25 protein-coding genes are annotated in these 23,978 nt (G+C 47.6%); 17 read left to right on the top strand and 8 right to left on the bottom strand.

Going from position 1 to position 23,978, the window contains the following annotated elements:
- Positions 1–99: 99 nt before the first annotated feature.
- A complete protein-coding gene (locus tag VP98_RS01480) occupies positions 100–1,014 on the bottom strand; it encodes a DUF4236 domain-containing protein (RefSeq protein WP_197076535.1) in 915 nt (304 codons plus the stop codon).
- A gap of 326 nt (positions 1,015–1,340) precedes the next feature.
- Between VP98_RS01480 and VP98_RS01475 the strand changes: the two genes are divergently transcribed.
- The 5 genes from VP98_RS01475 (at position 1,341) to VP98_RS01455 (ending at position 6,679) form a co-directional block, all read left to right on the top strand.
- Positions 1,341–1,748, top strand: a complete 408-nt coding sequence (locus tag VP98_RS01475; protein ID WP_046173534.1) for a hypothetical protein — start codon at positions 1,341–1,343, stop codon at positions 1,746–1,748.
- Positions 1,749–1,957: 209 nt separating this feature from the next.
- The gene (locus VP98_RS01470; protein ID WP_046173533.1) at positions 1,958–2,284 is read left to right on the top strand and encodes a nucleoside triphosphate pyrophosphohydrolase; all 327 of its coding nucleotides are present in this window, start codon (positions 1,958–1,960) and stop codon (positions 2,282–2,284) included.
- Positions 2,277–4,676, top strand: a complete 2,400-nt coding sequence (locus VP98_RS01465; protein ID WP_046173532.1) for a DEAD/DEAH box helicase family protein — start codon at positions 2,277–2,279, stop codon at positions 4,674–4,676. The genes VP98_RS01470 and VP98_RS01465 overlap by 8 nt, the downstream gene beginning before the upstream one ends.
- 418 nt (positions 4,677–5,094) lie before the next feature.
- Positions 5,095–5,574 carry a sigma-70 family RNA polymerase sigma factor gene (locus VP98_RS01460; RefSeq protein WP_046174095.1) on the top strand — a complete coding sequence of 160 codons (480 nt, stop codon included), beginning with the start codon at positions 5,095–5,097 and terminating at the stop codon, positions 5,572–5,574.
- A gap of 136 nt (positions 5,575–5,710) precedes the next feature.
- Positions 5,711–6,679 carry an NAD(P)-dependent alcohol dehydrogenase gene (locus VP98_RS01455; RefSeq protein ID WP_046174094.1) on the top strand — a complete coding sequence of 323 codons (969 nt, stop codon included), beginning with the start codon at positions 5,711–5,713 and terminating at the stop codon, positions 6,677–6,679.
- An 84-nt stretch (positions 6,680–6,763) separates the two neighbouring features.
- Here the strand turns inward: VP98_RS01455 and VP98_RS01450 are convergent, their stop codons facing one another.
- The 3 genes from VP98_RS01450 to VP98_RS01440 all read right to left on the bottom strand — a co-directional run bounded on the left by VP98_RS01450 (position 6,764) and on the right by VP98_RS01440 (position 8,066).
- Positions 6,764–7,225, bottom strand: a complete 462-nt coding sequence (locus VP98_RS01450; protein WP_046173531.1) for a DMT family transporter — start codon at positions 7,223–7,225, stop codon at positions 6,764–6,766.
- An 11-nt stretch (positions 7,226–7,236) separates the two neighbouring features.
- Complete coding sequence (locus tag VP98_RS01445) at positions 7,237–7,665, bottom strand: DMT family transporter (RefSeq protein WP_046173530.1); 429 nt, start codon at positions 7,663–7,665, stop codon at positions 7,237–7,239.
- Positions 7,666–7,751: 86 nt separating this feature from the next.
- Positions 7,752–8,066, bottom strand: a complete 315-nt coding sequence (locus tag VP98_RS01440) for an ArsR/SmtB family transcription factor (protein ID WP_046173529.1) — start codon at positions 8,064–8,066, stop codon at positions 7,752–7,754.
- 288 nt (positions 8,067–8,354) lie between these two features.
- On the opposite strand from VP98_RS01440, the gene VP98_RS18415 reads away from it, so the two are divergent.
- The 6 genes from VP98_RS18415 to VP98_RS01410 all read left to right on the top strand — a co-directional run bounded on the left by VP98_RS18415 (position 8,355) and on the right by VP98_RS01410 (position 12,254).
- Positions 8,355–8,528, top strand: a complete 174-nt coding sequence (locus tag VP98_RS18415) for a helix-turn-helix domain-containing protein (RefSeq protein WP_082087789.1) — start codon at positions 8,355–8,357, stop codon at positions 8,526–8,528.
- Positions 8,529–9,302: a DnaD domain protein gene (locus VP98_RS01435; RefSeq protein ID WP_046173528.1), complete on the top strand. Its 774-nt coding sequence runs from the start codon at positions 8,529–8,531 to the stop codon at positions 9,300–9,302.
- Positions 9,299–10,552: a replicative DNA helicase gene (locus tag VP98_RS01430; protein ID WP_046173527.1), complete on the top strand. Its 1,254-nt coding sequence runs from the start codon at positions 9,299–9,301 to the stop codon at positions 10,550–10,552. The genes VP98_RS01435 and VP98_RS01430 overlap by 4 nt, the downstream gene beginning before the upstream one ends.
- Positions 10,530–10,961, top strand: coding sequence for a hypothetical protein (locus VP98_RS01425; RefSeq protein WP_046173526.1), 432 nt, complete (start codon positions 10,530–10,532; stop codon positions 10,959–10,961). The genes VP98_RS01430 and VP98_RS01425 overlap by 23 nt, the downstream gene beginning before the upstream one ends.
- A 118-nt stretch (positions 10,962–11,079) precedes the next feature.
- Complete coding sequence (locus VP98_RS01420) at positions 11,080–11,289, top strand: hypothetical protein (RefSeq protein ID WP_046173525.1); 210 nt, start codon at positions 11,080–11,082, stop codon at positions 11,287–11,289.
- Between the two features lie 332 nt (positions 11,290–11,621).
- A complete protein-coding gene (locus tag VP98_RS01410; RefSeq protein ID WP_046173523.1) occupies positions 11,622–12,254 on the top strand; it encodes a DUF6518 family protein in 633 nt (210 codons plus the stop codon).
- 133 nt (positions 12,255–12,387) lie between these two features.
- On the opposite strand, the gene VP98_RS01405 is transcribed toward VP98_RS01410, so the two are convergent.
- Positions 12,388–13,236, bottom strand: coding sequence for a helix-turn-helix domain-containing protein (locus tag VP98_RS01405; protein ID WP_046173522.1), 849 nt, complete (start codon positions 13,234–13,236; stop codon positions 12,388–12,390).
- A 199-nt stretch (positions 13,237–13,435) separates the two neighbouring features.
- Here VP98_RS01405 and VP98_RS01400 point away from each other — a divergent pair, with 199 nt between their 5' ends.
- The 3 genes from VP98_RS01400 (at position 13,436) to VP98_RS01390 (ending at position 17,703) form a co-directional block, all read left to right on the top strand.
- On the top strand, positions 13,436–14,245 hold the full coding sequence (locus VP98_RS01400; RefSeq protein ID WP_046173521.1) for a phytanoyl-CoA dioxygenase family protein: 810 nt from the start codon (positions 13,436–13,438) through the stop codon (positions 14,243–14,245).
- The gene (locus tag VP98_RS01395; RefSeq protein ID WP_231584092.1) at positions 14,199–15,134 is read left to right on the top strand and encodes a sugar phosphate isomerase/epimerase family protein; all 936 of its coding nucleotides are present in this window, start codon (positions 14,199–14,201) and stop codon (positions 15,132–15,134) included. The genes VP98_RS01400 and VP98_RS01395 overlap by 47 nt, the downstream gene beginning before the upstream one ends.
- Before the next feature lie 232 nt (positions 15,135–15,366).
- A complete protein-coding gene (locus tag VP98_RS01390; RefSeq protein ID WP_052712087.1) occupies positions 15,367–17,703 on the top strand; it encodes a beta-galactosidase in 2,337 nt (778 codons plus the stop codon).
- Between the two features lie 123 nt (positions 17,704–17,826).
- On the opposite strand, the gene VP98_RS01385 is transcribed toward VP98_RS01390, so the two are convergent.
- Positions 17,827–18,624, bottom strand: coding sequence for a phosphotransferase enzyme family protein (locus VP98_RS01385; RefSeq protein WP_046173520.1), 798 nt, complete (start codon positions 18,622–18,624; stop codon positions 17,827–17,829).
- Between the two features lie 102 nt (positions 18,625–18,726).
- Positions 18,727–19,587, bottom strand: coding sequence for a DMT family transporter (locus VP98_RS01380; RefSeq protein WP_046173519.1), 861 nt, complete (start codon positions 19,585–19,587; stop codon positions 18,727–18,729).
- A gap of 172 nt (positions 19,588–19,759) precedes the next feature.
- Here VP98_RS01380 and pdxR point away from each other — a divergent pair, with 172 nt between their 5' ends.
- The 3 genes from pdxR (at position 19,760) to VP98_RS01365 (ending at position 23,149) form a co-directional block, all read left to right on the top strand.
- A complete protein-coding gene (gene pdxR / locus VP98_RS01375; RefSeq protein ID WP_046173518.1) occupies positions 19,760–21,151 on the top strand; it encodes a MocR-like pyridoxine biosynthesis transcription factor PdxR in 1,392 nt (463 codons plus the stop codon).
- A gap of 73 nt (positions 21,152–21,224) precedes the next feature.
- Positions 21,225–22,088: an MBL fold metallo-hydrolase gene (locus tag VP98_RS01370; RefSeq protein ID WP_046173517.1), complete on the top strand. Its 864-nt coding sequence runs from the start codon at positions 21,225–21,227 to the stop codon at positions 22,086–22,088.
- Positions 22,089–22,375: 287 nt separating this feature from the next.
- Entirely contained in the window at positions 22,376–23,149 is a 774-nt protein-coding gene (locus VP98_RS01365) for an SDR family oxidoreductase (RefSeq protein ID WP_156151283.1), read from the top strand.
- A 138-nt stretch (positions 23,150–23,287) separates the two neighbouring features.
- On the opposite strand, the gene VP98_RS01360 is transcribed toward VP98_RS01365, so the two are convergent.
- Positions 23,288–23,854 carry a VanZ family protein gene (locus VP98_RS01360; RefSeq protein WP_052712086.1) on the bottom strand — a complete coding sequence of 189 codons (567 nt, stop codon included), beginning with the start codon at positions 23,852–23,854 and terminating at the stop codon, positions 23,288–23,290.
- Positions 23,855–23,978: the final 124 nt, after the last annotated feature.

The following is a 23,978-nucleotide window of genomic DNA, read 5'->3' as shown; positions in this document are numbered from 1 at the left end:
GCAATCAATAGAATCAAAGTTTAATGAATGAAGAATGTTTTTTTCAAACTTTACCGACAAAATGGGAACAGTATCTACATGACCGGTAGATGTGTTTATTTATTCATCTAAAGCGTGAACAACGACTGTCTCAAAAGGCAAGATCGCAAACATATCTCTCGCAATCCTTATTGCACAGCTGCAGACATAATCTTGTGTAATATCAAAGTATTTTGTTTTTGGCATTTCCTTAACAGAAAGTTTTCCAGTCTTTGTTAAAGATTTTATGTGAGTAGGAATTACGTTTTTGGAAAGTACGTTAAACTCTACTTCCAACGTTTTAGGATCTTCTATAAAGAATTCAAAACCACTCCCAAATTCTAATAAATCATCAAGAGGAGAGAGTTCTTCTATAACTTGGAAATAAGTATCAACGTCTTCACTAAGTATTTTCCTGGCAATTTCAATGGTTCTCTGCAATTCTTTATACTCCAGAGAATCTTGATCGCGGGCAGCCGTAACGTCATCTTCTAATTTTTGTTTTTCTTTGTCCGCAGACTTCAGGATTTTCTGCATAAAAGACGGAGTAAACTGCTCTAACTTTTGTTGAGCTTCTTTTTCGTGTTCACCTATTTCATTATGATCATAAGGATGGCTTGATTGGCTAATTTCCTTCCAGTCGAAGAAATCATCGCATTCTTTATGGATAGAGTGAATAACATCAATTTGATTTTCATACATTTCAACTTCATATTTGGCTTGTTGAAGCTCTTCTTGCTTAACCATTTCTTTCTGCTGTCTTAAGAGTTGCTGTCTTTGTTGATGAGCCGCACTTTTATAATTTCTTTTTGAGCTTGAAGTGCTGGAATAATAAATACCGCTGCCTGGAATGCTTGCTGTAGTCCGTCTCTGCCCTCTTGAATTAACAGAATATCTAAGACCTTTCACGCCAGCGCTGACTCCAACACTTTTATGGGAAACATTAAAACGAACTCCAGGGGCAATTTTGAAGCTTTTTCTAAAACCTAACCCCATTTAAACACTCCTTTTTCTTCTTAATTAAAAATTCTTCCCCAGCACTAATTAAAGTTGGAAAGAATCTATACAAAAAAATAAATAAACCAAAAGACAGATAATATTGAGATATTTACTATAATAAACCAACCTATTATATTTTCTTACAAAAAAATCAATTTTCATAGGATTTTTTTTCGACAAAATACGACAAATACTATCATTCCCCTTTACTTTTACTGACTATATAATTAAATTAAAGGAAAATTTTATGGAATAACAAGGGGGAATACCTGTAATTAGACAAGCGGCAGAAGTAGCGAAAAAGTATGGAAAAGGGGATTATCATGCCATCAAGCAAAAATATCGACAAAGCATTTGAGAAAATGGAATTTAAAGGGCTTGCAATAGACACTTATATATCAAGTAAGGAATATGTTAAGAGATTTATAGCTGAAAAAGAATTTACTTATGGATATAAAAAGGTTAAAGATGATGGAACTCTGACTAAAAAATTTGCCACCTTGATGATGCTCAGAGGTGTTCCAGCTTTGGTATTGCATATAGGTGAAAGAGCTGATAAAGAAGGTCTTAGAATACAAAAAGAAGTAGACCGGATACTAGGAAAGATGTATGAAAGGATACCAAACCAAATTGACGAGAAAACCCATGAAGTTTTTATACGATTAGATTGGGTTAGTGGGTTAGAAGAAATTAAACAGTTTATTGATAAGGCCTATGACGAGAGAAAATAGTTGAAATGCTCGTTGGACGCTAGCTGAAGTTGATTTACAATGCTGCACTTTTAAAATAACCCTGTTGAATTTTATTTATATCTCGGCGTTTACAAAGGGTTTCAAAAACCAAGTTTACAGAAATGTGATTGTCATAAAAAGCAACCCATGTATTTTCAATATAGTATAGTTAAATAAGATAATAAAAATAAAAAAGGAAGTGTTCACCCATGCCAGTCCACAACAAGCTTGTCCGCGACCGCATTTTGGAAGTGATTGAGAAAGCGGGCAAAACCTGCACGTCACGTATTTTGGATGAAAATGAATACATACAGGAAGTAAAAGCAAAAATGCACGAGGAGTTGGCCGAGTATGAAAGCGCGGGAAATGACCAGGAGGCAATAGAAGAACTGGCTGATTTAATGGAGTTGATCCACGCGGCGGCGGCCATTCATGGAGCGACGGCTGACGAGCTGGAAGAAGTGCGGCGCCGGAAAGCGGAAAAACGGGGCGGCTTTCAGGACCGCATTTACTTGATCGAGGTAGCGGATGACTAAGCTGCGGCTCATTACCTCTCAGCTGCTGGATGTAATTAACCGGCTTGCTGAGGAAGCAACGGAGATTGATATTTTAACGTCATTTGTGATGAAGTCGGGCGTCAAAAAGCTCGTTCCCGCTCTGCAAAAAGCCGCCGCACGGGGAGCAGAAATCCGGGTTGGGACCGGCGACTATCTGCATATTACCCAGCCGGACGCGCTGCAAATGCTTACGAAAGAAGTGCCGGAAGCGGAAATTCGTCTGTACAAAAGCGGCGGCCGTTCGTTTCACCCGAAGGCGTATTTGTTCCGCCTGGGCGAGAAGGGTCATGTGATTATCGGGTCGTCCAATATGTCGGCTATGGCTTTGACCGGCGGGGTGGAATGGAATGTCGAGGCTGAAAATGAAGCTCTTTTTGAAGAAGCGCTTGGAGAGTTTGAAGCCATTTTTTATAATGAGCGGACCATTCCGGTCAACTCGGAAACCGTCAGCGAATACCGGGACCGCTACGAAGCTTTTCATGAAAAGCAGTCGCTCCACACAGAATGGACGGAAACGGAAGAAGTGGATGCCATGTTTTCGGAGCCTGCTGACCAGGAATCCATTGTGGCAGAAGCAGCGGAGCCATACACGACTGCCCTGTTGCCGCGTCCTGCCCAGGAAGCGGCTCTTTCGGCATTGGAGCAAACAATGGAGGAAGAATATGAACGGGCGTTAGTGGTTATGGCGACGGGTCTCGGCAAAACGTATCTGGCGGCTTTTTTTGCCAGGCACTTTAAGCGGGTGCTGTTTGTCGCTCACCGGATTGAAATTCTGGAACAGGCGAAAAAATCTTTTCTCCATGTGCATCCGGACCGCACCGCAGGGATTTTAGATGGCAGGACAAAGGAAAAAAATGCGGATATGCTTTTCGCGTCTGTGTTTACCATCGGCTCCAAACACCACCTGAATACCTTTGAGCCGGATGCGTTTGACCTGGTTGTAGTGGATGAATTTCACCATGCGGCCAGCCAGTCGTACCAGCGGGTGCGTGACTACTTTACGCCAAAGTTTTTTCTTGGCATTACCGCGACACCGGACCGGATGGACAACAAGGATGTATACGGCATTTGTGACGGAAATGTTGCGTACCGGATTCATTTTATGGAAGCCATTCAAAAGCAATGGCTGGCCCCGTTTCATTATTACGGCGTTTACGATGAAACCGATTATTCAGCGCTGACCTGGCTTGGCAGCCGCTACGATGAAGAAGAACTGCTGGCGGTGCAGCTGCGGGAGGAAATGGCGGAAAAAATCTTGAACGCATGGCGTAAGCACAGGCAGACGAGAACGATTGCTTTCTGCTCATCGATCCGTCAGGCGGAATTTTTAAGCGGTTATTTCAATGAACACGGACTTCAAACCATTGCGCTTCACTCCGGGACGAAAACCATATCCCGCCCGGCAGCCGTTTCGATGCTGGACAAAGGAGATTTGGACGTGATTTTCACCGTTGACCTTTTTAATGAAGGGGTGGACATTCCATCTGTTGACACGATTTTGTTTGCGCGTCCGACTGAATCACTGACCGTGTTTACCCAGCAGATCGGACGCGGCCTCCGCACAGCGCCGGGCAAAACGCATTGTGTCATGATTGACCTGATCGGCAACTACCGGAATGCGGATGTGAAAATGCGTGTGTTCGATACCGAGCCTGACCGGAAAACGCGTGATGTGGTTCCCGCTGTGCCGGCCGGATGTGTGATGAACTTTGATTTAAAAGCGGTCGAGCTGTTAAAGGAAATGAACCGGAAGCGCAATCCGCGCAAAGAACAGCTTCATGCCGCTTACGAAGATTTAAAAAAAGAACTGGGCCGGCGTCCATCTTATGTAGAGCTTCACCTGCATGGAACGGCCGACAGCAAAATGGTGAAGGAATTCTATCAATCTTATCCGGGCTTTTTAGCCGCTATGGGAGAATTGCGAGATTCAGAGAAATCGGTCTTTCAGCAATTTGAGCACTGGTTTGCGGAAGTGGAAAAAACGAGCATGAACAAAAGCTATAAAATGGTCCTGCTCCGCTGCATGCTTGCCAGAGGAGCGGAGCGCTGGCTTGATCCGATAACGCCGGTGGAAGCAGCTCCGTACTTTCACGAGTATCTGACTTCAAAGGAATACCGGAAACGAATTGATTTTTCCGACCAGCAGGGCAAAAAGCTGGAGCAGTACAATGAGAGAGCAGTCGCAGATTTAATTGCCAGAATGCCGATGACAAAATGGAGCGGCCGCAGCAAAGGGCTTATCACCTTTGAAAACGGCGTTTTTCAAATTCAGCTTGAAGCCGCAGGAAACGAAAACGTCTTTACATGGACGCAGGATATTTGCGAGTACAGGCTGCACAGTTATTTTGAGCGGAAGGATAAACCTTCGTGAGAACAAGAGACTTGTTATTCATTAATAGAGAAAAGATTCAAAACAAGGAGCCGCCGCAAAGGGGCTCCTTGTTTGTGTTCCAGCAATGCCGGCAGGTTTTAAAAATGAAAAATAAAAATAGTATCCTAGAAAACTAAATTCTGCTTTTCTCTTCTTCGAAAAAATAATATTGTCTTTACATTTAATTTACAAAAAATGTCGAATGGTGGATAAAACAAGGGAATGTCCTGATTTTTCCTTTGGGACGGAAAGTAGTATAATCGGCATGTTTTGGAAATGCAAGTTTCATTCAAAATGAGTGATTTTTTTCTTTACAATCCCCATTTTTGTGGGTATTTACACTTATTTGGCAATCCGCTACGATGGTCATGCCCTTAAGGAGTATTGGGGCTGGCGCTGGCTGGATTGGATGTTTCACATGCAATTTGAACAACTCGCGCAGCAATACAACCCAATGATTCACCGCATCATGAACAAGCTGCACATTTACAAAAACAAAGACGATTTTCATCAGGTGGGGCTGATCGCCCTGTGGGAGGCATACACACGGTTTGATGAAACAAAAGGCGATTTTGCGCCGTACGCGTATTCTTATATTCAGGGACGCCTGAAAAATGCGTTAACGAAAGACGCCGCGTTCAGTGACGGAACGGTGCTGACGGGTGAGACGGCTTTGTTTGAGGGAGCAGACATGGATTTGTCGCCGGAGTCAGCGGCATTTGTGCAGATGTGCGGGGAGAGACTTGAAGGACGGGCGAAGGAATGGTTTGGGCTCTCGGTGATCGGCGGCCTGTCGAATCCGGATATTGCGAGAAAGTACGGGATTACACCGGCGGCAGTCCGCAAGTGGCAGCAATCCGCCGTTAAGCAGCTGAGGGAATACCTCGGCCATATGTAAATAAACAGTGTTAAAGCCGGTTCCGGGGCCGCTTTCTGGCAGGAAAAAAGCGCCTGGTAAGGGAATTGTCTTTTAATAGGAAATGTTCACCTCTGGCACGAATTCACCATGATGAAAAAGGAGAGGAGAAATGGTGATGAAAGCGATCGTGTATACGAAGTACGGCCCGCCTGATGTTCTGGAGGTAAAAGAGGTGGAAAAGCCGGTTCCGGACGGCAGCCAGGTGCTGGTGAAGGTGGAGGCCGCCTCGGTTAATTACGGCAATCTGGTGCTGTTAAAAGGAGAGCCGTTTGCGGCCCGCTTTGCGTTCGGCCTCCGCCGGCCAAAGTATCCGGTGCCGGGCGGGGACATCGCCGGCCGGGTGGAAGCGGTCGGAAAAGAAGTAACACAGTTTGCGCCGGGCGACGAGGTGTTTGGGGATCTGTCCGGCTCGGGCTGGGGCGGCTTTGCGGAGTATGCCTGTGTTCCGGAGACGGCCCTGGTGAAAAAGCCTTCCAATCTTTCATTTGAAGAAGCGGCCGCGGTCCCGATGGCGGCTGTGACCGCCTTGCAGGGCCTGCGGAATAAAGGCGGGATCAAGGAAGGGCAAAGCGTATTGATTTACGGAGCCTCGGGAGGCGTGGGCACTTTTGCCGTTCAGATTGCCAGAGCGTTCGGGGCCGAGGTAACGGGTGTGTGCAGTACGAGAAATATTGATACATTGCGATCAATCGGGGCGGATCATGCGATTGACTACAAAAAAGAGAATTTTACCGAAAGGCAGGAGCAGTATGATTTAATTGCCGGCGTAAACGGGCACCAGCCGATTTCGGCGTATGAGCGTGCCCTGCGCCCGAACGGAACCTTCGTTCATATCGGCGGGTCGGGTGCCCAGATGGCGCAGGCGATGATGCTCGGGCCGTGGATTTCGCTGACGAAAAAAAAGAAAGTCGGCAGCCTGCTGCAGCGGGCGAATCAGGACGATCTTCTTTTGATAAAAGACCTGATTGAAGCCGGGAAAGTAAAGCCGGTTCTCGACAGGCAGTTTGGGCTCGAGGAAGTGAGGGAGGCATTCACGTATTTTGCGGAAGGGCACGCCCGGGGGAAAATTGTCATTACAATGTAGAAGGGCAGGAAGAGCACTGCTTTTTTAAAAGGAATAAAAAAACACTGCAGCCGGTTTTAGCCCGGCTGCAGTGTTTTCTATTATTTACGAAGGTTCTTCGCTGGAGCGTTTGTTTCCTTTGTAGATAAAATAAAGAGCGATCACCATAAACAACAGGGCAAACGAGCGTTTTGCATCTAAAGGGATAACTAAACTGCCGAACCAGCCAAAATGATCAATCAGCAAGCCGATAACCAGCTGGCCGATAATGCCGGCAATATTCGCCGCGATGACCCCGATTCGTGGAACAGCCATTACGGTGAGAAGCAAATACATCGTACCTAAAAAAGCGGCACTTAACTGCCATTTCGGTGCTTCCAGTATTCCAAGCACGTTTCCCTGGCCAAAAAACAGAATAAAAAGGGCAAGAAACAGGGTTCCAGTGATAAACGTTAAAAAGGTCGTTTCAATGGTTCCGGCTTTTCGGCTGAACGCTCCATTGATCGACGACTGGGCGCTTAAGGTAATACCTCCCAATAAGGTGAATAAAATCATGACGATACTCATGTCCGGACCTCCTAGTTTATTAAAACAAGTGCAATAATCATGGAAATAACAGCGAATACTTTTTCTTTATTGATTCTCGTTTTTTTGCTGCCGAGCCAGCCGTAATGTTCAATGACCATACTCATAACCAGCTGGCCGATAATAACCGCAACCATCGTAATTCCGACCCCGACAAATGGAACGCTGATCACGATCGAGGTTAAATACACAACCCCGAGCAGGCCCCCGAGGATGGACCATTTCGGTGCTTCCACCGTATAGGAAAGCTTCCCTTTTCCGAAGAACACCCATAACAAGCCCATGATGATGGAGCCCACAAAGAAGTTATAAAAACTCGTTTCAAGCTGGCCGATTGTTTTTCCCAGCTCTCCGTAGATCGCTCCTTCAAAGCTAAGTGCCGACCCTGCGAGCAGCGCCAGTATATAAGCAATATAACGCATAAGATAAAGCTCTCCTTACTATCCTTATAATTAAATATCTAGAATAATCGATATAAAAGGCGGTAAAAAAACAGAAATCAGCCCGCTTAGATTTCTGTTTTAAAGAAGTCAGCCATCTGGCGAATCACTTCTTCGTTTCGCCTGTAGTAGGTCCACTGCCCATAACGGACGGATTCAAGCAGACCCGCTTTTTGCATCATATTCAGGTAGTGGGAAACGGTAGACTGAGAAGCATTCGCTTTTTCCTGAATATCTCCTACACACACTCCCCCTTTGATACTGACCTCCTTCGGCAGGTGAGCGCCCTGTTTTGGAAAGTGCTTCTCCGGTTCCTTCAGCCACTGCAAAATATTAAGCCGGGTTTCATTGGATAACGCCTTAAATATATCGATTGGTTTCATGGTTCACATTATATATCGATGTTTTTAGATATGTCAATGAATACAGCTGAAGCGGGGTGCTCGGCTGGAAAGACTTCATCGGCGCGTTTTTGTGCTGTGCCGGCGCGATTTCATATCAGGACGGCGCATTTTTTCTTAAAACGCGCCATCCTTTCGGGTAATTGCGCCGCAGCCGGGGAAAAACACGCCAGAGGGTTCCCAAATCGCGCCGCCCGTGTTTCTTTTTTGTTTTTAGTATCGATTTTTTCAACAGGTGCGTATATAGAAAGGGAAAGGAGAGGAAAGAAAATGAGAACAAGAATGACGATTAAGCAGGCAGCGGTGTTTTTGGGCGTGTATCCGGGGACTCTGTATCGGTACGTGCAGGAAGGGACGGTGCCGCACTACCGGGTCGGGCGTCGGATTTTTTTTACGCAGGAAACGCTGTCGGAGTGGATCGGCCGCCAGGAGGAGGGCTGGTAAATGGCGAAGTACCGGTTTGTATACGCGAACTTCTGGAGCGATGACAGGGTGATGGATATGGCGGCGGCCGAGAAGCTTTGTTTTTTGTATGTGCTGACCAACAGCCAGACGACGCAGATTGGCATTTATTCGTTGAATATCCGCAAGGCGGCGTTTGATATGGGCATTCCGCCGAAAAAAGTGGAGCAGTATTTCAGGCGGTTTGAGGAAAACGGGCTGATCCGCTTTAACAGGGATACAGGGGAAATGGCGGTCCGGCACTGGGGCCGCTACAATTTCACCCGGGGCGGCAAGCCGGTGGAGGACTGTGTGGAAAAGGAATTGTCTCTTGTAAAGGATGCGTCGCTTGTTTCGTTTGTGGCGGCGCATATTCCGCCGGGCCGCATCCGGTCTTTATACGATACGTGGACGGAACGGCACCAAAAACAAAACGGAAGAAAAGAAAAACAAAACGAAACGGAACCGGAGAAAACAGAGAGCCGTCCGGCGGCGGTGCGGTTTTTTGAAAGAGTGTTCGGCACCCCGGCGCCGGCTGTGGAGCAGGGCCTGCTGGAGTGGTGCTCCTCGCTCAGTGAAGAGCTGGTGATCGAAGCGCTGAAGCTGTCGTGTGAGGCGGACAGGCCCTACGCGTACGCACAGTCGATTTTAACAAGCTGGCAGGCAGAAGGAAAAAGCACGCTTCAGGACATGCGGCCCAAGCCGGAAAAAGCAGCGGAGGTTCCTTTATACGAGCCGCTTGTACTCGATCTTACGGCCGGGGAGGGAATCGGATGAAAGCCGAGATGGCCGTTTTAGGCACCTGCCTGCATGACAGCCGCGTGGCGCTTGATACCCGGGTTGTGCCGGATTATTTCGGGTCGGCGCTGCACCGGGAGCTGTTTTCTCTTATCCGGGCGGAGGCGGACGCGGGGCGGATTGTCGATGTGGTGACGCTGTCGGTCGGCGGACAGATTGAGTCGTTTGGCGGCGCGCCGTACATCAATGACCTGCTCGCTCATGCAAATATCGAACGGTTTTCACATTATGAAGCGCTGCTGATTGAGGAGTGGCAGAAGCGGGCGGTCCGGTCGATGTGCATTCAGGCATCGGCGGAGGAGTGGCCGGCAGACCGGATTATTGGGGAAGCGGCCCGTATCGGCAGCGTCTCGATTCAAAAAGCAAAGCCGGTCTCCGAGCTGGTAGAGCCGCTAAAACAAGCGCCGTTTGTGGAAGAAAAAGAAGTGCAGCGTCCCATTACCGGCATCAAAAAGCTCGATGAAACGCTCGGGGGCTTTCAGGAGGGCGAGCTCACCTTTATCGCCGCCCGCCCTTCAATGGGGAAAACGGATGTGATGCTTCATTTCGCGCGGATGGCTTCTGAAAGCGGCTGCCTGCCGGTTATTTTTTCAATTGAAATGTCCGCCGGCGCACTGACGAGGCGGCTTCTGGCGGCGGCGGGGCGGCTGAACCGGGCGAAATTGCGCAATCCGTACAAGCTGTTTGATGAAACAAACCGGAAAAACTGGCCGCATGTGATCCGCGAAGTGAGCGGGCTCAGCCTGTATGTGTCCGACCAGCCTGCTGTGACGGTGCCGGATATGCGCGCGTCGCTCAGGCGGCTCTCGCTTGACCACCCGGAGGCGCGCCCGGTCGTATTTATTGATTACCTGGGGCTGATTACGCCGCCGCATTTTTTCGACGGGAATACAGCGGCCCAGGTGGCGGCCGTTTCGCGCAGCTTAAAAGCACTGGCAAAGGATTTTTCCTGCCCGGTGATCTGCCTGGCCCAGCTGTCGCGGGCGGTAGAGACGCGGGCGAACAAGCGGCCGATGCTTTCGGATGTGCGGGACTCCGGATCGGTGGAGCAGGATGCCGATGTAATGCTGTTTTTGTACCGGGAGGCGTACTACACGAAGGAAGCGGGAGACGAACGGCTGGAGATTATTGTGGCGAAAAACCGGAACGGCCCGACCGGCTTTGTGACGGTCACCTATGTAAAAGAAAGCGGAGTGCTGATTGATCATGAACGTGAGAGCGCTGTTTAAAGAAGCGTTCCGCCGGCAGGACGACACGCTTGTATACGGGCTGCTCGATTTGCTGCGGCGCGGGGTGGTCGACGGGAAAACGGATGAAAAAGCCATTCCATTCGAGAAAATGGACAATAACGCCATCGGGGAAATGAAAAGCCGGAACGCGCTCGGCTTTCGTCCGGTTCATGTATATGCGGTCACCTCCAACCGGACGCTCTGGCTGCTGATTGCGGCGGCTTCAAAGGAACAGGCGCTGCAAAAAGCCAGTGAGCACGGCGGTCCGCCGGGTTATGTGGCGCGCTGCCGTCCGGATTATGCGGTGGAGCGGAACGGGCGGGCGGTGACCGCAGAGGAAATGATTTCCGAATGCGGCTCGTTTCCTGCTCTTGTCGGAGTGATCCATGTAAACATACATTCTATATAAGAAGCTGGTAAAGTCGATGTTCTGAAAGGAAAATTCATACAAAATACAGAAGCATATGATAAACTGATACCAGTAGCAAAATCCTGTTAGTTTCATATATAACGAAAGGAGGATGTTTATGAGCGGAAAAAATAAACACATCAAAAAAGCAGCCGGCATTTCCTTGTTCATGATAATATTGGCTTTTTTCATAGGGGACAGTTCTAACACAAATACAGCCGTTTATTTACTATTCGTGGGCGCTGCTTCGTTTGCAAGCGTTTATTTGATTTCAATGATCACCGCGAAAGCGTACCGGAAATTTGCCATACATAACGGCGGCCATTAAAATCCAATATCCGCTGTTTTATAAGGGAATGCACCTGAAGCAATTGGTTTTTATGCGAAACATCCTGAAAAAAGCGTGTTTTGAAGAAAATCAAAACATGCTTTTTTTATTTCAGCATCCTCTTATTCAAGCGTGTGCCGGATCGCCGTCAGCCAGTTTTTTAATTGTCCGGCACAGCGCCTTCAATCAAAAAGCATTTGCTGATTTTGTTCTTTCTTTACGTTATAATTCCAGGTAATATATTACAGAATAGGATTAAATGTGAATAAGGGATTGGGAGAATTTTCGCTTTGTGCTGCGAATAACAATCATTCAAATGAAGGGGCGGTAAAATGAAGTCATTATTTGCAAAGAGCATGAAAAGAAATATCTATTTATATTTTTTGTTATCCCTGCTGCTTGGTGCTGCGGTGGGTTTATTGACGATATTTGGACAGGGTCACCTGGAAGGCCACTGGAATTCACTCGCGAATCTGGGACCCGTCTGGCTGGTTCCCGCTTTTTTGATCAGTTCCCTTGGTGAAAGAAAAAGAGATTCTATTCTTTCCTGTACGCTGTGCTTAATAGGGGAAGTGATGGGATATTATTTCTTTCATTCGCTGATCGATCAATATGCTTTTTCGTTTACTTATTTTATATTCGTCTGGCTTGGCTGCGCCGCAGTCGGGGGGATCATCTTCGGGTTAGCGGGGTATCTGTGGGGGCATAAAGAAGCTAAATTTCATGAAGCAGGCAGTGCTTTACTGTCAGGCGTTTTTATAGCAGACGGGCTGAACATGCTGATCCACCTGGAGGATTACAAGCATATGATCCCGGTGCCGATTGCGGAAATTATTTTTGGTTTATTGCTCGTCCTGATACTCCAGAGAACTTGGAGAGAAAGACTCCGCTGCTGCCGTTTTCTCGTGCCCGTTATTGTTCTCGGGTTAGCCGGTTATACTATTCTCTTTAACGTAACGATATAGAGGCAGCAGGGTGATAGAATAATAGCCGGCTTCTCCTGAAGCGCGAGTTTGCTTTGTTATGCGCAGATACAGGCGCTAACCCATTGGTTCCGCTGCCCCGGATAAGCATTTGCTGAACGAGCAGAGCAAATGCTTATTTCAGTGTGTCAAAAAGCTGCTTATTAGCGCGCTGCTTTTCTTTAGACCGGACGCTTTGACTGAATTCGCTTGGAGTCAGGCCCGTATATTTGCGAAACTGCCGGGTAAAGTGGTTGTAATTTTGAAAGCCTACGTCGCGGGCGGCTTCCGTGGCATTCCGGTCCATATGTGCAAGAAGCAGGGCAGCCTGTTTAATTCGCATTCTGTTAAGCGCTTCCACAATCGATTCGCCGGTATTTTCTTTAAATAAATGCGACAGTCTCGATGCGGAGAGCCCGACGCTGTGTGCCAGCTCCTCGATTCGAACCGTCTCCTGCATCCGCTGGGCAAGAAAATAAAGTGTTTCTTCGATCCGCGGGTCAAGTCCGCTGGTTTGCTGCTTTTCGAGCAGCATCAGGACTTCCCGCAATGCGCCCAGGCACAGCTCGTGCCAATAAGGGCCTCCTTCCCGGGAGTCGGACAAAATACGGCGAAAAGCCCGGTAGACGCGCTCCCTCACCGCCTGCTGCTCAATCTGCCGGATGGTCAGCGCCTCAAGGGGCAGCAGGCTTATATCCATGAGCCCGCCCGGAAAATGCGCCCAGACGAAATGCCACCTTTTTCCTTTGGGTGTGCCATAAAGATGGGGTGTTCCCGGCTTCAATAGTGTCAGGTCACCAGCTCTTACACGCCGCTCGCAGCCGTCTGTCTCGAAGCAGCCTTCACCATCCAGCGTGTACGTGATAAGCCAGTCATTCATACCATCCGGACGTTCGATAGAATAAGTGTCGCGCTTATGAAAATGCCCGGCAATCACCATGCCATAGGCCAATCCGTCATAGTTAAAGGGGCGGTCTCGCTCCATGGTACTCATCCCTTTCAAAGCAGTACTTTATCAAGGCTAGTGTAGCTTAACTTACGGCGGCACACAAGCTGGCTTTTGAAGAAATAGCAGAATCGTATGAATAATTAGCAAGATTCGTCCTTCTTCTACTTGTTATTTCAACCCTATACTAAAGGTGTATTACATATCATTTATTGTAAAAACAGGGGAGGGCGAAGGCATGGTGTATAAGCCTCAAGTGTTAACGGATGATCAAAAGCGGCAGTTTGAAGCGGAAGGTTATTTAATGGTCAAAGGATTGTTTACAGAGGAGCAGCTGGCGGAAATGGATAGAACCTTTGAGGACATTAGCTCTCAGGTGATTCCAGGGCATTTTGAGCCGGACCTGCAGCAGGAAACGGTTGACCCGCTAAAGCGTTATCCGAGGGTCATGCATCCACACCGGTTTAACGAAACAGCTAAACGGTATATGCTGCATCAGCCGGTAATGGATGTACTTGCTGATTTGTATGAGGAAGAACCGCTGGCAGCCCAGAGCATGTTTTATTACAAGCCTCCGGGAGCACGGGGACAGGCGCTTCATCAAGACAATTTTTACTTGAAGGTCGAGCCGGGCAACTGCATTGCTGCCTGGACGGCGATCGACGCGGCAGATCAGGAGAACGGCGGTCTGCTGGTTGTGCCAAAGACGAGTTCGTATGATATCGTATGCCCTGATTTGTCCGATTCCAGGGAGTCCTTCACCACGCATTACGTGAAACCGCCGAAGGATCAAAAGGCCATTCCGGCATTGATGGAGAGGGGAGATGTGCTCTTTTTCAATGGAAATCTCATTCACGGCTCTTACCGCAATAAGACGAAAGACCGGTTCCGCCGCTCATTCATTTGCCACTATGCCAACAGCTCGGCCACGCGCATTGCGACGCATTATCGTCCTTTATTTCGTTCCGACGGTACGCCAGTGGAACTGGAGAGCAATCCTAATGGAGGGCCGTGCGGCGTTGAATATGATGCACCGTATATCCACTAAGCGTGAGCCGCGGCTCGAAGTCCTGATGTCCTGGTGGGGGATGAACGGATTGGGAGTTCAAAGCGGATCTGGCGGGGAATGGAGCCTGGAGAAGAAGATACGCTTTATCGCTGAAGCCGGGTACGATGGCATTAACGGGATGCTGCCGGAGAGCAGGGAGGCCGAACAATGGCATCGGCTGCTGGATCAATACAACCTTTCATACAGTGTAAATGCGTATCCAAAAACGGCGGAGGAGCTGGACGTTTTTCTTCATAAGGCAAAATTGTTCGGAAGGGTCGATTTCATCAATGTGCAGGTGCTAAGGCCGTTTCTGGCTGGAGAGCAAGCAGTGCAGCTGCTTGCGGACATAGGAGAACTGTCGCGGTCTGCGGGCATCCCGGCGTATATCGAAACGCACCGCGGCACAATTACGCAGGATCTGCTCCGTACAGTAGAGTATGTTCAGCGCTTACCCGGGCTTGAGCTGACGATCGACTTCTCCCATTACGTTGTGGCCGGAGAAATGCGTACGGTGTCAGACGAGGCAGAAGAAATGCTTCAGAAGCTGCTTCATCGGACGAAGAGTATACACGCTCGTGTATCAAACGGGGAACAGGTACAGGTCGACGTGCCCATTTCTGAAAGGGTAAACGAGGAAGGTGCTGCTGAGTACGGCTTCGAGCATCAAATGGTAAAGCGGTTTCAAAATTGGTGGCTCGGAGGGATGCGCAGCTGGCGCCAGGCGGCACAGGAAGGCGAAGTTCTGCCTTTTGTCTGCGAGCTGGGGCCGCCGCCTTATGCAATCACGGTCCAGGACCTGAATGGCGTGCAGCATGAGGTGAGCGACCGCTGGGAGCAGGCGCTGCTGTTTGCAAGGATCGCCCGCTCTTTATGGGAGCAGGTTTAAATAAAAAAGAGGCTAAGGTTTTGAGTGTTAAAACCTGCTTCCTCATTGAAAAAGGGAGTCGTCAAGAAGATAGTCCTTTTTCGGGCTGAAATTATCTTTCTTTTATGGGCTGGAAACGGGCTATGTTCTTTCAAAAGGAGTGTCAGGGCTGCGGTCTGCCGGTTCTGAACAATAAAAAGGAAACAGATAAAGAGTTGTCCGTTTAAAGACACAGGAAAGGCGGGGGAAATTGATGAACGAGAATAGGGTGAATGTAAATAAAATAGCGTTACATAGTATTGAAAATAAAATTTATCCAACACTTGATCATTTTCAAGGTGCGAATTTAAACGGAGATCACATTCATTTCACTAATTATTATATGATGAAAAATGATAAACCGTATTTCGGCATTTGTGGTGAGTTTCATTACAGCCGGTATCATTTTGAGAAGTGGGAAGATGAAATTATTAAAATGAAAATGGCTGGCATCACCATTATTCCCACCTATATTATTTGGAATCATCATGAAGAGATTAAAGGCCAGTTTGATTGGACTGGCTCAAAAAACCTGCGTTCCTTTGTTTCTCTTTGTAAAAAGCACCGTATTCACGTTATTATCCGTATCGGGCCATTTGTTCATGGAGAAGTGAGAAATGGAGGATTCCCGGATTGGCTGTATGGAGAGCCCTGCAGGGTGAGATCGAATGATCCGCGTTATCTTCAGTACGTTAAACGATTGTACAATGAAATAGGACAGCAGCTTCAAGGGCTGTTTTTTAAAGACAACGGGCCTATCATCGGCATTCAATTAGAAAATGAATTTTATCATGCGGGTGCCCCCTGGGAAATAACAGCAGGTACAAGCAATGAGTGGATTCCTACAGGTGAGGATGGGAAAGACCACCTTCTTGCGCTTAAAAAGTATGCCAATGAAGCTGGAATGGATGCACCTCTGTATACGGCCACCGGCTGGGGAGGGGCTATGGCTCCCATAGATGCTGTCCTGCCGTTATGGGGCGGATATGCATTTCGGCCATGGATTTTTTATGATGACACGGTGAAAGAACATCCCGTAACCCCGGAGTTTATATACAGAGATTATCGCCAGCCTGCATATAATTTTGAGCCGCAGTATGACCCTTCGACAGTGCCTTTTGCCTGCTGCGAAATGGGCGGGGGAATGACGGTTTTCTATAAATATCGTTTTCAATTGCCTTATCAAAGCATAGAAGCCATGGCGAATATGAAAGCTGCAGGGGGCTGTAATTTTGTAGGATATTACGTGTTTCATGGCGGTTCAAATCCGGCGGGAAAGAAAACGCCTTTTTTGAATGAAAATGCAGCGCCAAAAATTTCGTATGACTACCAGGCTCCTATTGGGGAGTTTGGACAGGTACGCGAATCGTATAAACGTTTGAAACGCCTGCATTATTTTTTTCAAAAATTTGAAGAGTCCTTTTGTCCAACGAAAACCGTTCTGCCATACGACACAAGCAGCATGGATCCGAAAGATACAGAAACACTTCGTTATGCAGTACGTGTTCATAATGGAAGCGGCTATATTTTTATCAATAATTACCAGGACCATTTGAATTCATCTGCTAAAGAAAATTTTGCTTTCGAGTTATCGCTGGATAACGAAACTATTCGGGTTCCAAATAAAGATGGATTGTCGTTAGCCCCGGACGCAAGCTGTATGCTGCCATTCAATTTACAAATGGACTCAGTCTTATTAAAATATGCCGCTGCACAATTGATTACGAAAGTGGAAAAAGAGAAGGAAACGTCGTATTTTTTCTTTATACCAGCAGGAATGAAGCCCGAATATTGTTTTGATTTGAAAAATATTCAAAGCATTATCCTGGATAAAGGAACAGTGGAACAAATCGAACCGTTCGTCTTTGTGAAACCGGAGGAAGACATAGTAACCAAAATAAGTATCAAATCGAAAGACGGGCAAATCATTCAGGTGTATACGTTAACGGATGAGCAAAGTATGAATTTCTGGAAATTCACCTGGGGAAACAAAGAGCAGGTATTGCTTACGGATGCCACATTGTTAGTCGATGAAACGAGTATCCGATTTGAATCTGCCAATAATTGTGTAACATTTTCTACAATAGATCAATTGGCAGATGAAACACTGATGGAAAGATTTTTTTCAAGTGAAGTAGAGAAAAAAGGATTGCTTACCTCCTATACATTTTCACAGGAGCAAAGAAATATTTCGTTAAAAATTGAAAAAATGGATAACCGGCGTACAGTAGTATTTGTTGATCACTCACAATTAGCCGGTTTAAAAGAAGCGTTATTGCAAGTTCATTATAACGGTGATATCGGGTACGCTTTTATGAATAATGAATTAATTCATGATAATTTCCATAATGGGGCAGCCTGGGAAATTGGACTGAAACACCTGCAGCAAGAATTAAAAGATCAGCCGATCTATTTATTCATATCGCCAATAAAGGAAAAGAAAGTAGTAAAAAGCGATTCACCTATGGCGGCAAGAAGTGAGGCTGCTGCGAAAGAAACGGCAGAAGTGAATCAAATCAAGATCCAGCCCATTTATGAATTTATCTTTTAATCTATGTAAAAATGGATGTAATTTGAACCTCAAATGGATTTATGGGAAAAGCAGCCCTCTTTAGAAAACAGCCAAAAGAAAAAACGTGCTTTGATTGTTTCAAAACACGCTTTTTCTATCCCATTATCCTTCGATCCATTCGTTTCCGTGTTCCCGGATGAACGCGATATCGTCCTGATAATGGGTGAGGTGGCCTTCGTCTATCATTTTTTGAAAAGCCGGATCGCCTTCACCGGCTTTTCTTCGGATCGTCCGGCACAGCCCTTCCAGACGCAGCAGGACGATTTCGAGAAAGTCCGGGGGCATTTTCTCATCGTAGGCTTCAAAAAACAATTGTAATCTTTCCTTAATAGAGCTGGCGTGCCGTGAAGGGGTATAATGAACCGGCTCTCCTGCTTCGGAAAGAGAAAACCGGCTGAGCGGCAGGCACGTATACACTGTATACGCGATATCCCATATTTTCGGGCCGGGCCCGGCGGTGTCAAAGTCAATGATGCCGACCGGCTTTTGCCCGTTAAAAATAATGTTGTATACGGCAAAGTCATTATGGCACAATACTTCCACGTTTGGCGGAGTGCGATCAATCGGCTCAAAGTTATGTATGAACGGAAAATCACACACCGCCTCATGATACAGCCGGAGCATCCCCGCGATTTCTGCCAGCACCTCCTTTGACCACATGTATTTCTTTAAAGGGTAGTGGCCGGCCTCTCCTTCAATGAAAGACAGAATTTCTCTGCCCTGCCCGTCCATTCCTAAAAACCGTGGTGCATAAGAGAAGCCTTTGTTCTCGAGATGCAGCAGCAGCTTATGAATGTGCGGGCTTACAGGCTTTACTTCCCGCCGGACCGTATCTCCCACGCGGCTGACGCGTGAAACATTTCCGCCTGCCAGTTCTTCTTCGCTTTGATGATCTGCCATTTATCTATCCTCCCTTGCTTGAGGCTTCTCCTTTGCTCATTTACATCAGCAGGAAAATGCTTACAATGATTATAGCGCATATGATGCAAGCTTGAATACAGATCAGGCGAACCGCCGGGCGGCTGCCACGCACAGAACAACGGCGATATTTACGGCGATAAGTGCCAGGCCCACTGTTTCATTGACAAGGAAAGACGCAAGCAGCAGCCCGAAAAAAGGCTGAAGAAGCTGCAGCTGCCCGACTGCGGCGATGCCGCCCTGGGCGAGGCCACGGTACCAGAACACAAAGCCAATAAGCATGCTGAATAAAGACACATACGCAAGGCTGAGAAGAGCCGGCTCACCGATGTCCGCCCACGAGTCCGGCGCAAAAACCAGCGCAAGCGGCAGCATCAGGGGAAGCGACAGCACGAGCGCCCAGGAGATCACCTGCCAGTTTCCGAGCTTTTTTGAAAGCAGGGCTCCTTCTGCATAGCCGAGGCCGCACACAATAATAGAAGCGAGCATCAATGCGTCGCCGATCGGTGAGGACTCCCCGTCCTGCAGCAGGGCGAATCCCGCGACGAGAAAGCTGCCCGCCGCTGAAAAAATCCAGAAGGCGGGGCGGGGCCGCTCGCCGCCCCGAAGCACCCCGAAGATTGCCGTTGAGAGCGGAAGAAGGCCGATAAAGAGAATGGCATGCGCCGACGTGACATATTGAAGGGCGAGCGCCGTCAGCAGCGGAAAGCCTGCCACCACGCCGAACGCCACCACGAGCAGGGGGATCATATCGCTTCCGGACGGCCGCTGCTGCCGGAAGACGAGAAGAAGAACGCCGGCCAGAACGCCCGCGATCGTAGCGCGGCAGACGGTGAGGAAGAACGGGTCAAAATCAGCCACTGCCAGGCGTGTCGCCGGCAGTGAGCCGCTGAAAATCAATACACCTGCAAAACCATTTACCCAGCCACTGGCTGCTTTGTTCATCACAATCACTCCAAATCATGTTTTCTGTTGAGTAAGGCAGGTAAATCAATTTTGACCAATCATCTTACCAATCCTTTCCTAATAGATTACAATGACTATAAATGGGAACTGGCTTTTGATAAACAGCCAGTTTTAATAAAAAACATCATGCCAGTTAGGAGAAGCCGCGCAAATGGATATCACACCTTTTTTAAACCGGAGCCTGGAGATTCCGCTTTATCAGCAGCTCTATCAGTTTTTCAAAAAAACAATGCATGAAGGCCGTATCCAAAAGGGGGTGAAGCTTCCTTCCAAAAGGCTGCTTGCCGCGCAGCTTTCGATCAGCCAGACGACGGTGGAGCGGGCGTATGAACAGCTTGCGGCGGAGGGCTATATTGTGAGCAGGCCGAGAAGCGGCTGGTTTGCGGATTACGACGGTTCGGATTTTGTGCAGATGAAAATGCCGGGCATGCCGGCTATGAAGCTCGAAGCGGAAGATACGAAACAAATCATTGATTTTCACTACGGAAATGTGGATTCCGCCCGCTTCCCGTTTTCCGCCTGGCGAAAAAGCATGGTCGGCAGCCTGGACCAGTACGGGCACCTGCTTTACCAGCCGGGAGATGTGCTGGGCGAGCTTGAGCTGAGAGGGCTGATTGCAGAATACCTGTATCAGTCGCGCGGCGTCCGCTGCGTTCCCGAGCAGGTCGTGATAGGAGCCGGGAGCCCTGTTTTAATGCATCTGCTGTGCCAGATTTTCGGCCCGGATCGTTCCATTGGATTCGAAGACCCCGGTTCATCCAGGTCAAGAACGATTTTTGAAGCCGGCCATATGAAGATTCTTCCTGTTCCGGTCGATAAGGAAGGAATCCGAGTGCAGGAACTCCAAAAAGCGCAGCCGGACCTTGTGTATGTTACGCCTTCACACCAGTTTCCGCTCGGAACGGTTATGACGATTAACAGGAGAATGCAGCTGCTCAGGTGGGCGGCGGAAAAGGGGGCATTTATTATAGAGGATGATTATGACGGGGAATTCCGGTACAGCGGGCAGCCCATCCCATCACTGCAGGGACTCGACCGGCACGGCCGGGTTATCTATATGGGCACGTTCTCCAAGTCGCTGCTTCCTTCCATGCGCATCAGCTATTTGATTCTTCCGCCGTCTCTTTTGGAAAAAGGCCGGGGCATCGCTTCTTTGTACAAGCAGACGGTTTCCCGCCACAGTCAGCTGGCACTGGCGGAATTTATTCAGAAAGGCGAATGGCAGAAGCATATGAACAGAATGAGAAAGCTGTATCAGAAAAAACGGTCCGTTTTGCTGGAAGCCCTGCAAAGCGAATTGGGAAGTCAGGTGCAGATCCGGGGCGAAAACTCGGGGCTTCACATTCTGCTTGATGTGGACACGCCGTTCAGTGAAAAAGAACTGATCGAGAGAGCGAGCAGGCACGGCGTGAAAATGTATCCGGCTTCCCCGTTTTATCAGCAGGAGCCGCCGGCAGCGACCGTCCTGCTTGGATTCGCAGGAGTTCCGGAGGACGATATCCGCTCAGGGATCAGCAAGCTGAAGGCGGCCTGGAAACGATAAGCTTATGATCGGTTGACAAAGCCGGGAGGAACAGTAAACATGAAAGTAGATTGAAAGAGGGGAGAGGACAGAAATGAAGGAACAAAAAAAGATATACCGGTCGGGCCAGAGCCTGGTCCGCCAGATGGACAGCACGGCTGTGCCGGAGGAAGCGATTGCGTTCTGGCATCTTGGCCAGTCAGGCGTTGCCGTTAAAACGGGAGAGGCGGTCTGCTATTTTGATCCATACCTATCCGACTATTTGAATACAAGCGGCAGCTGGCCGAGGAAGTTTGAACCGCCGCTTGAGCCGGCGGAGGCTGTAAACGCCGCGTATGTGTTTATTTCGCATGAGCATCCGGATCATTTAGACCCTGTTACCATTAAAGGGATTGACAGCGCTTCACCGCATGTGCGGTTCGTTTGCCCGGCGCCGTCTGTTCCGTTACTGAGCGGGCTTGGCATTGAAGAGAGCCGGATTATCGCGGCGAAAGCAGGGGAGCTGATCAAAGAAGCGGGCATGGAAATCCTGCCGGTCGCCTGCAAGCACGAAGAATATGAGATTGATGAACATGGAAATCATGCGTATCTTGGCTATGTTGTCAGTGCAAACGGCGTGACATTTTATCATGCCGGAGATACGGTTTTGCACCGGGAGCTGATTGATACGCTGCAGCCGGTTTCAATTGATGTTGCTTTTTTGCCGGTCAACGGCGGGGATTTTCTTCGGCGGGAAAAAGGGATTGTCGGGAACATGGGCTTTCGGGAAGCGGCGGATCTCGCGCATTTGCTGGAAGTGGATCTGCTGGTGCCGGTTCACTATGACCTTTTTCCCTTTAATGCCGACAATCCGTCTTATTTTGTGGACTACGTGTACCGGAATTATCCAGCGCAGTGCTTTAAGCTGCTGGTACCCGGAGAGCGGATGCTGTATCTTGCGGAGAAAGAGGACGAATAAAGCCGGCAAGTGACGCCGAGCGGGGAAGAGTTTGAGGCGCAGCCTGCAAACAACGGCTCCACCAGGCGGTTTTGAAAATCAGGAAACAGGATCAAAAGATAGATTTATGTTCTCTCTCATTCATGAGGGTTATTTAACCTGTTTATAATCATTGAAGGACTGCATTATATGAATTTAAAATCCTTTATTAAAAGGACAGACGCCTGTTTTGTGCCTGTCTTTTTAGCAGGAAAAAATGATATCTCCTGTTATTCTTATTAATGTGTCCTTCATTTGGAGGGGTATGGATGAACCAATTAAAAGATAAAGTGGCAATTGTTACAGGTGCAAGCCGCCTTAAAGGGATTGGAGCGGCAATATGTAAGGAGTTGGCGGAAGCGGGGTACCATATCTTTTTTACATATTGGATGGAATATGATAAAAAGATGCCCTGGAGCATTAACTCAGATGAACCATTGAAACTGAAAGAGGAATTATTGAAAAAAGGCGTGAAGGTAGCATGTATGGAATTAGATTTAACACAGCATGATGCACCGCAGCAGCTTATAAATACAGTGATTGAAAAACTTGGTTTTCCTGATATTTTGATTAATAACGCTGCCTACTCAACGAATAATGATTTTTCTAACGTGACGGCTGACGTACTGGATAAACACTACATGGTAAATGTACGAGCTGCGACACTAGTAAGCAGTTTATTTGCTCAGGGGTTTGATAAGAAATCGGGTGGAAGAATAGTCAATATGACTTCAGGCCAGTTTCAAGGAGCGATGCCCGGTGAACTGGCATACGCAACAACAAAGGGAGCCGTTGATGCTCTAACGATTACGTTGTCGGCGGAACTTGCTCCGCTGGGTATAACCGTTAATGCCGTAAATCCTGGTCCAACGGATACAGGCTGGATGACAGAGGAAATAAAAACGCAATTAAAACCGATGTTTCCTTTTGGGAGGATGGGTGAACCGAAGGATGCTGCGAAAATAATTACATTTTTGGTGAGTGAAGAGGCAGACTGGATTACAGGGCAGATCATTCATTCAGAAGGTGGATTTAAAAGATAAACCGGTCAAGAAGGCTCTTATTTTAGAGCCTTTTTGCCTGTAGACAATGAAGCACCCGGGGCCGCCTGCTCCGCATTTACCATTCTTAAGCAGAGGGTGTTTCATTAAACAGGAAAGGAGCCATGCCTTTATCAGTAATTAATCAATATTGAGTGTTTTTAGAAGGTATGGCGTGATTGTACTGTTATATATCCATGCTATAAAGAACATCAGCACAGAAAATCCCAAAATGGACATTCCCATAGTAACGAAATACGTACTTAAAGTATTCATACGTCCACTTATTCGATATGAACAGTACCCAATGGCTGCGCCCGCTGTATTTATAAAAATATCAGCCAGGTCAAAGCTGCCTAAATACGTTACCATTTGTAAAAGTTCCATACATACAATAAAAAATACAAACAGGACAATAAACTGGAAGCAGGATTTTCCCGGTTTTTCAAACAGCATTGGAACCAGTATTCCAAACGGAACAAATGCTAAAAGGTTGCCAACAGCAAATATCCACAGTTTTAAAATATCTATTGAAAAATGGTCAGGCATCCATAAAGGGATGCTGCTAAATTCGAATGAATACCGAAATTCGCGCATCTCTATGAGCCGCTGCGGACGGCCAAATCCGAAAAACATGAAGTACAGCAATAGTGATATATACACGCCCAGAAGTATAAATAGATATGTATTGTTTTTTGGTTGTGCCAAATGAATCATCCTCCCAATTAAAAAATCGAAATCTATATGCTGCACTCTGTAAAAAATACACAAATCATCCAAATACCATTATACAAAATCAAATGATTCTTTACATCCGTTTTGGGCAAAGACG

Source organism: Domibacillus indicus (assembly GCF_000970685.1).
Lineage (GTDB): Bacteria > Bacillota > Bacilli > Bacillales > Domibacillaceae > Domibacillus > Domibacillus indicus.
Note: the sequence above shows the minus strand (reverse complement) of the source record. Positions and strands in the feature narration are given on the sequence as shown.

Excerpts from the sequence above, each read along its gene's own strand:
- VP98_RS01480 (WP_197076535.1), bottom strand. The coding sequence starts at position 1,014 with ATGGGGTTAGGTTTTAGAAAAAGCTTCAAAATTGCCCCTGGAGTTCGT.
- VP98_RS01475 (WP_046173534.1), top strand. The coding sequence starts at position 1,341 with ATGCCATCAAGCAAAAATATCGACAAAGCATTTGAGAAAATGGAATTT.
- VP98_RS01470 (WP_046173533.1), top strand. The coding sequence starts at position 1,958 with ATGCCAGTCCACAACAAGCTTGTCCGCGACCGCATTTTGGAAGTGATT.
- VP98_RS01465 (WP_046173532.1), top strand. The coding sequence starts at position 2,277 with ATGACTAAGCTGCGGCTCATTACCTCTCAGCTGCTGGATGTAATTAAC.
- VP98_RS01460 (WP_046174095.1), top strand. The coding sequence starts at position 5,095 with ATGCAATTTGAACAACTCGCGCAGCAATACAACCCAATGATTCACCGC.
- VP98_RS01455 (WP_046174094.1), top strand. The coding sequence starts at position 5,711 with ATGAAAGCGATCGTGTATACGAAGTACGGCCCGCCTGATGTTCTGGAG.
- VP98_RS01450 (WP_046173531.1), bottom strand. The coding sequence starts at position 7,225 with ATGAGTATCGTCATGATTTTATTCACCTTATTGGGAGGTATTACCTTA.
- VP98_RS01445 (WP_046173530.1), bottom strand. The coding sequence starts at position 7,665 with ATGCGTTATATTGCTTATATACTGGCGCTGCTCGCAGGGTCGGCACTT.
- VP98_RS01440 (WP_046173529.1), bottom strand. The coding sequence starts at position 8,066 with ATGAAACCAATCGATATATTTAAGGCGTTATCCAATGAAACCCGGCTT.
- VP98_RS18415 (WP_082087789.1), top strand. The coding sequence starts at position 8,355 with ATGAGAACAAGAATGACGATTAAGCAGGCAGCGGTGTTTTTGGGCGTG.
- VP98_RS01435 (WP_046173528.1), top strand. The coding sequence starts at position 8,529 with ATGGCGAAGTACCGGTTTGTATACGCGAACTTCTGGAGCGATGACAGG.
- VP98_RS01430 (WP_046173527.1), top strand. The coding sequence starts at position 9,299 with ATGAAAGCCGAGATGGCCGTTTTAGGCACCTGCCTGCATGACAGCCGC.
- VP98_RS01425 (WP_046173526.1), top strand. The coding sequence starts at position 10,530 with ATGAACGTGAGAGCGCTGTTTAAAGAAGCGTTCCGCCGGCAGGACGAC.
- VP98_RS01420 (WP_046173525.1), top strand. The coding sequence starts at position 11,080 with ATGAGCGGAAAAAATAAACACATCAAAAAAGCAGCCGGCATTTCCTTG.
- VP98_RS01410 (WP_046173523.1), top strand. The coding sequence starts at position 11,622 with ATGAAGTCATTATTTGCAAAGAGCATGAAAAGAAATATCTATTTATAT.
- VP98_RS01405 (WP_046173522.1), bottom strand. The coding sequence starts at position 13,236 with ATGGAGCGAGACCGCCCCTTTAACTATGACGGATTGGCCTATGGCATG.
- VP98_RS01400 (WP_046173521.1), top strand. The coding sequence starts at position 13,436 with ATGGTGTATAAGCCTCAAGTGTTAACGGATGATCAAAAGCGGCAGTTT.
- VP98_RS01395 (WP_231584092.1), top strand. The coding sequence starts at position 14,199 with ATGGAGGGCCGTGCGGCGTTGAATATGATGCACCGTATATCCACTAAG.
- VP98_RS01390 (WP_052712087.1), top strand. The coding sequence starts at position 15,367 with ATGAACGAGAATAGGGTGAATGTAAATAAAATAGCGTTACATAGTATT.
- VP98_RS01385 (WP_046173520.1), bottom strand. The coding sequence starts at position 18,624 with ATGGCAGATCATCAAAGCGAAGAAGAACTGGCAGGCGGAAATGTTTCA.
- VP98_RS01380 (WP_046173519.1), bottom strand. The coding sequence starts at position 19,587 with ATGAACAAAGCAGCCAGTGGCTGGGTAAATGGTTTTGCAGGTGTATTG.
- pdxR (WP_046173518.1), top strand. The coding sequence starts at position 19,760 with ATGGATATCACACCTTTTTTAAACCGGAGCCTGGAGATTCCGCTTTAT.
- VP98_RS01370 (WP_046173517.1), top strand. The coding sequence starts at position 21,225 with ATGAAGGAACAAAAAAAGATATACCGGTCGGGCCAGAGCCTGGTCCGC.
- VP98_RS01365 (WP_156151283.1), top strand. The coding sequence starts at position 22,376 with ATGAACCAATTAAAAGATAAAGTGGCAATTGTTACAGGTGCAAGCCGC.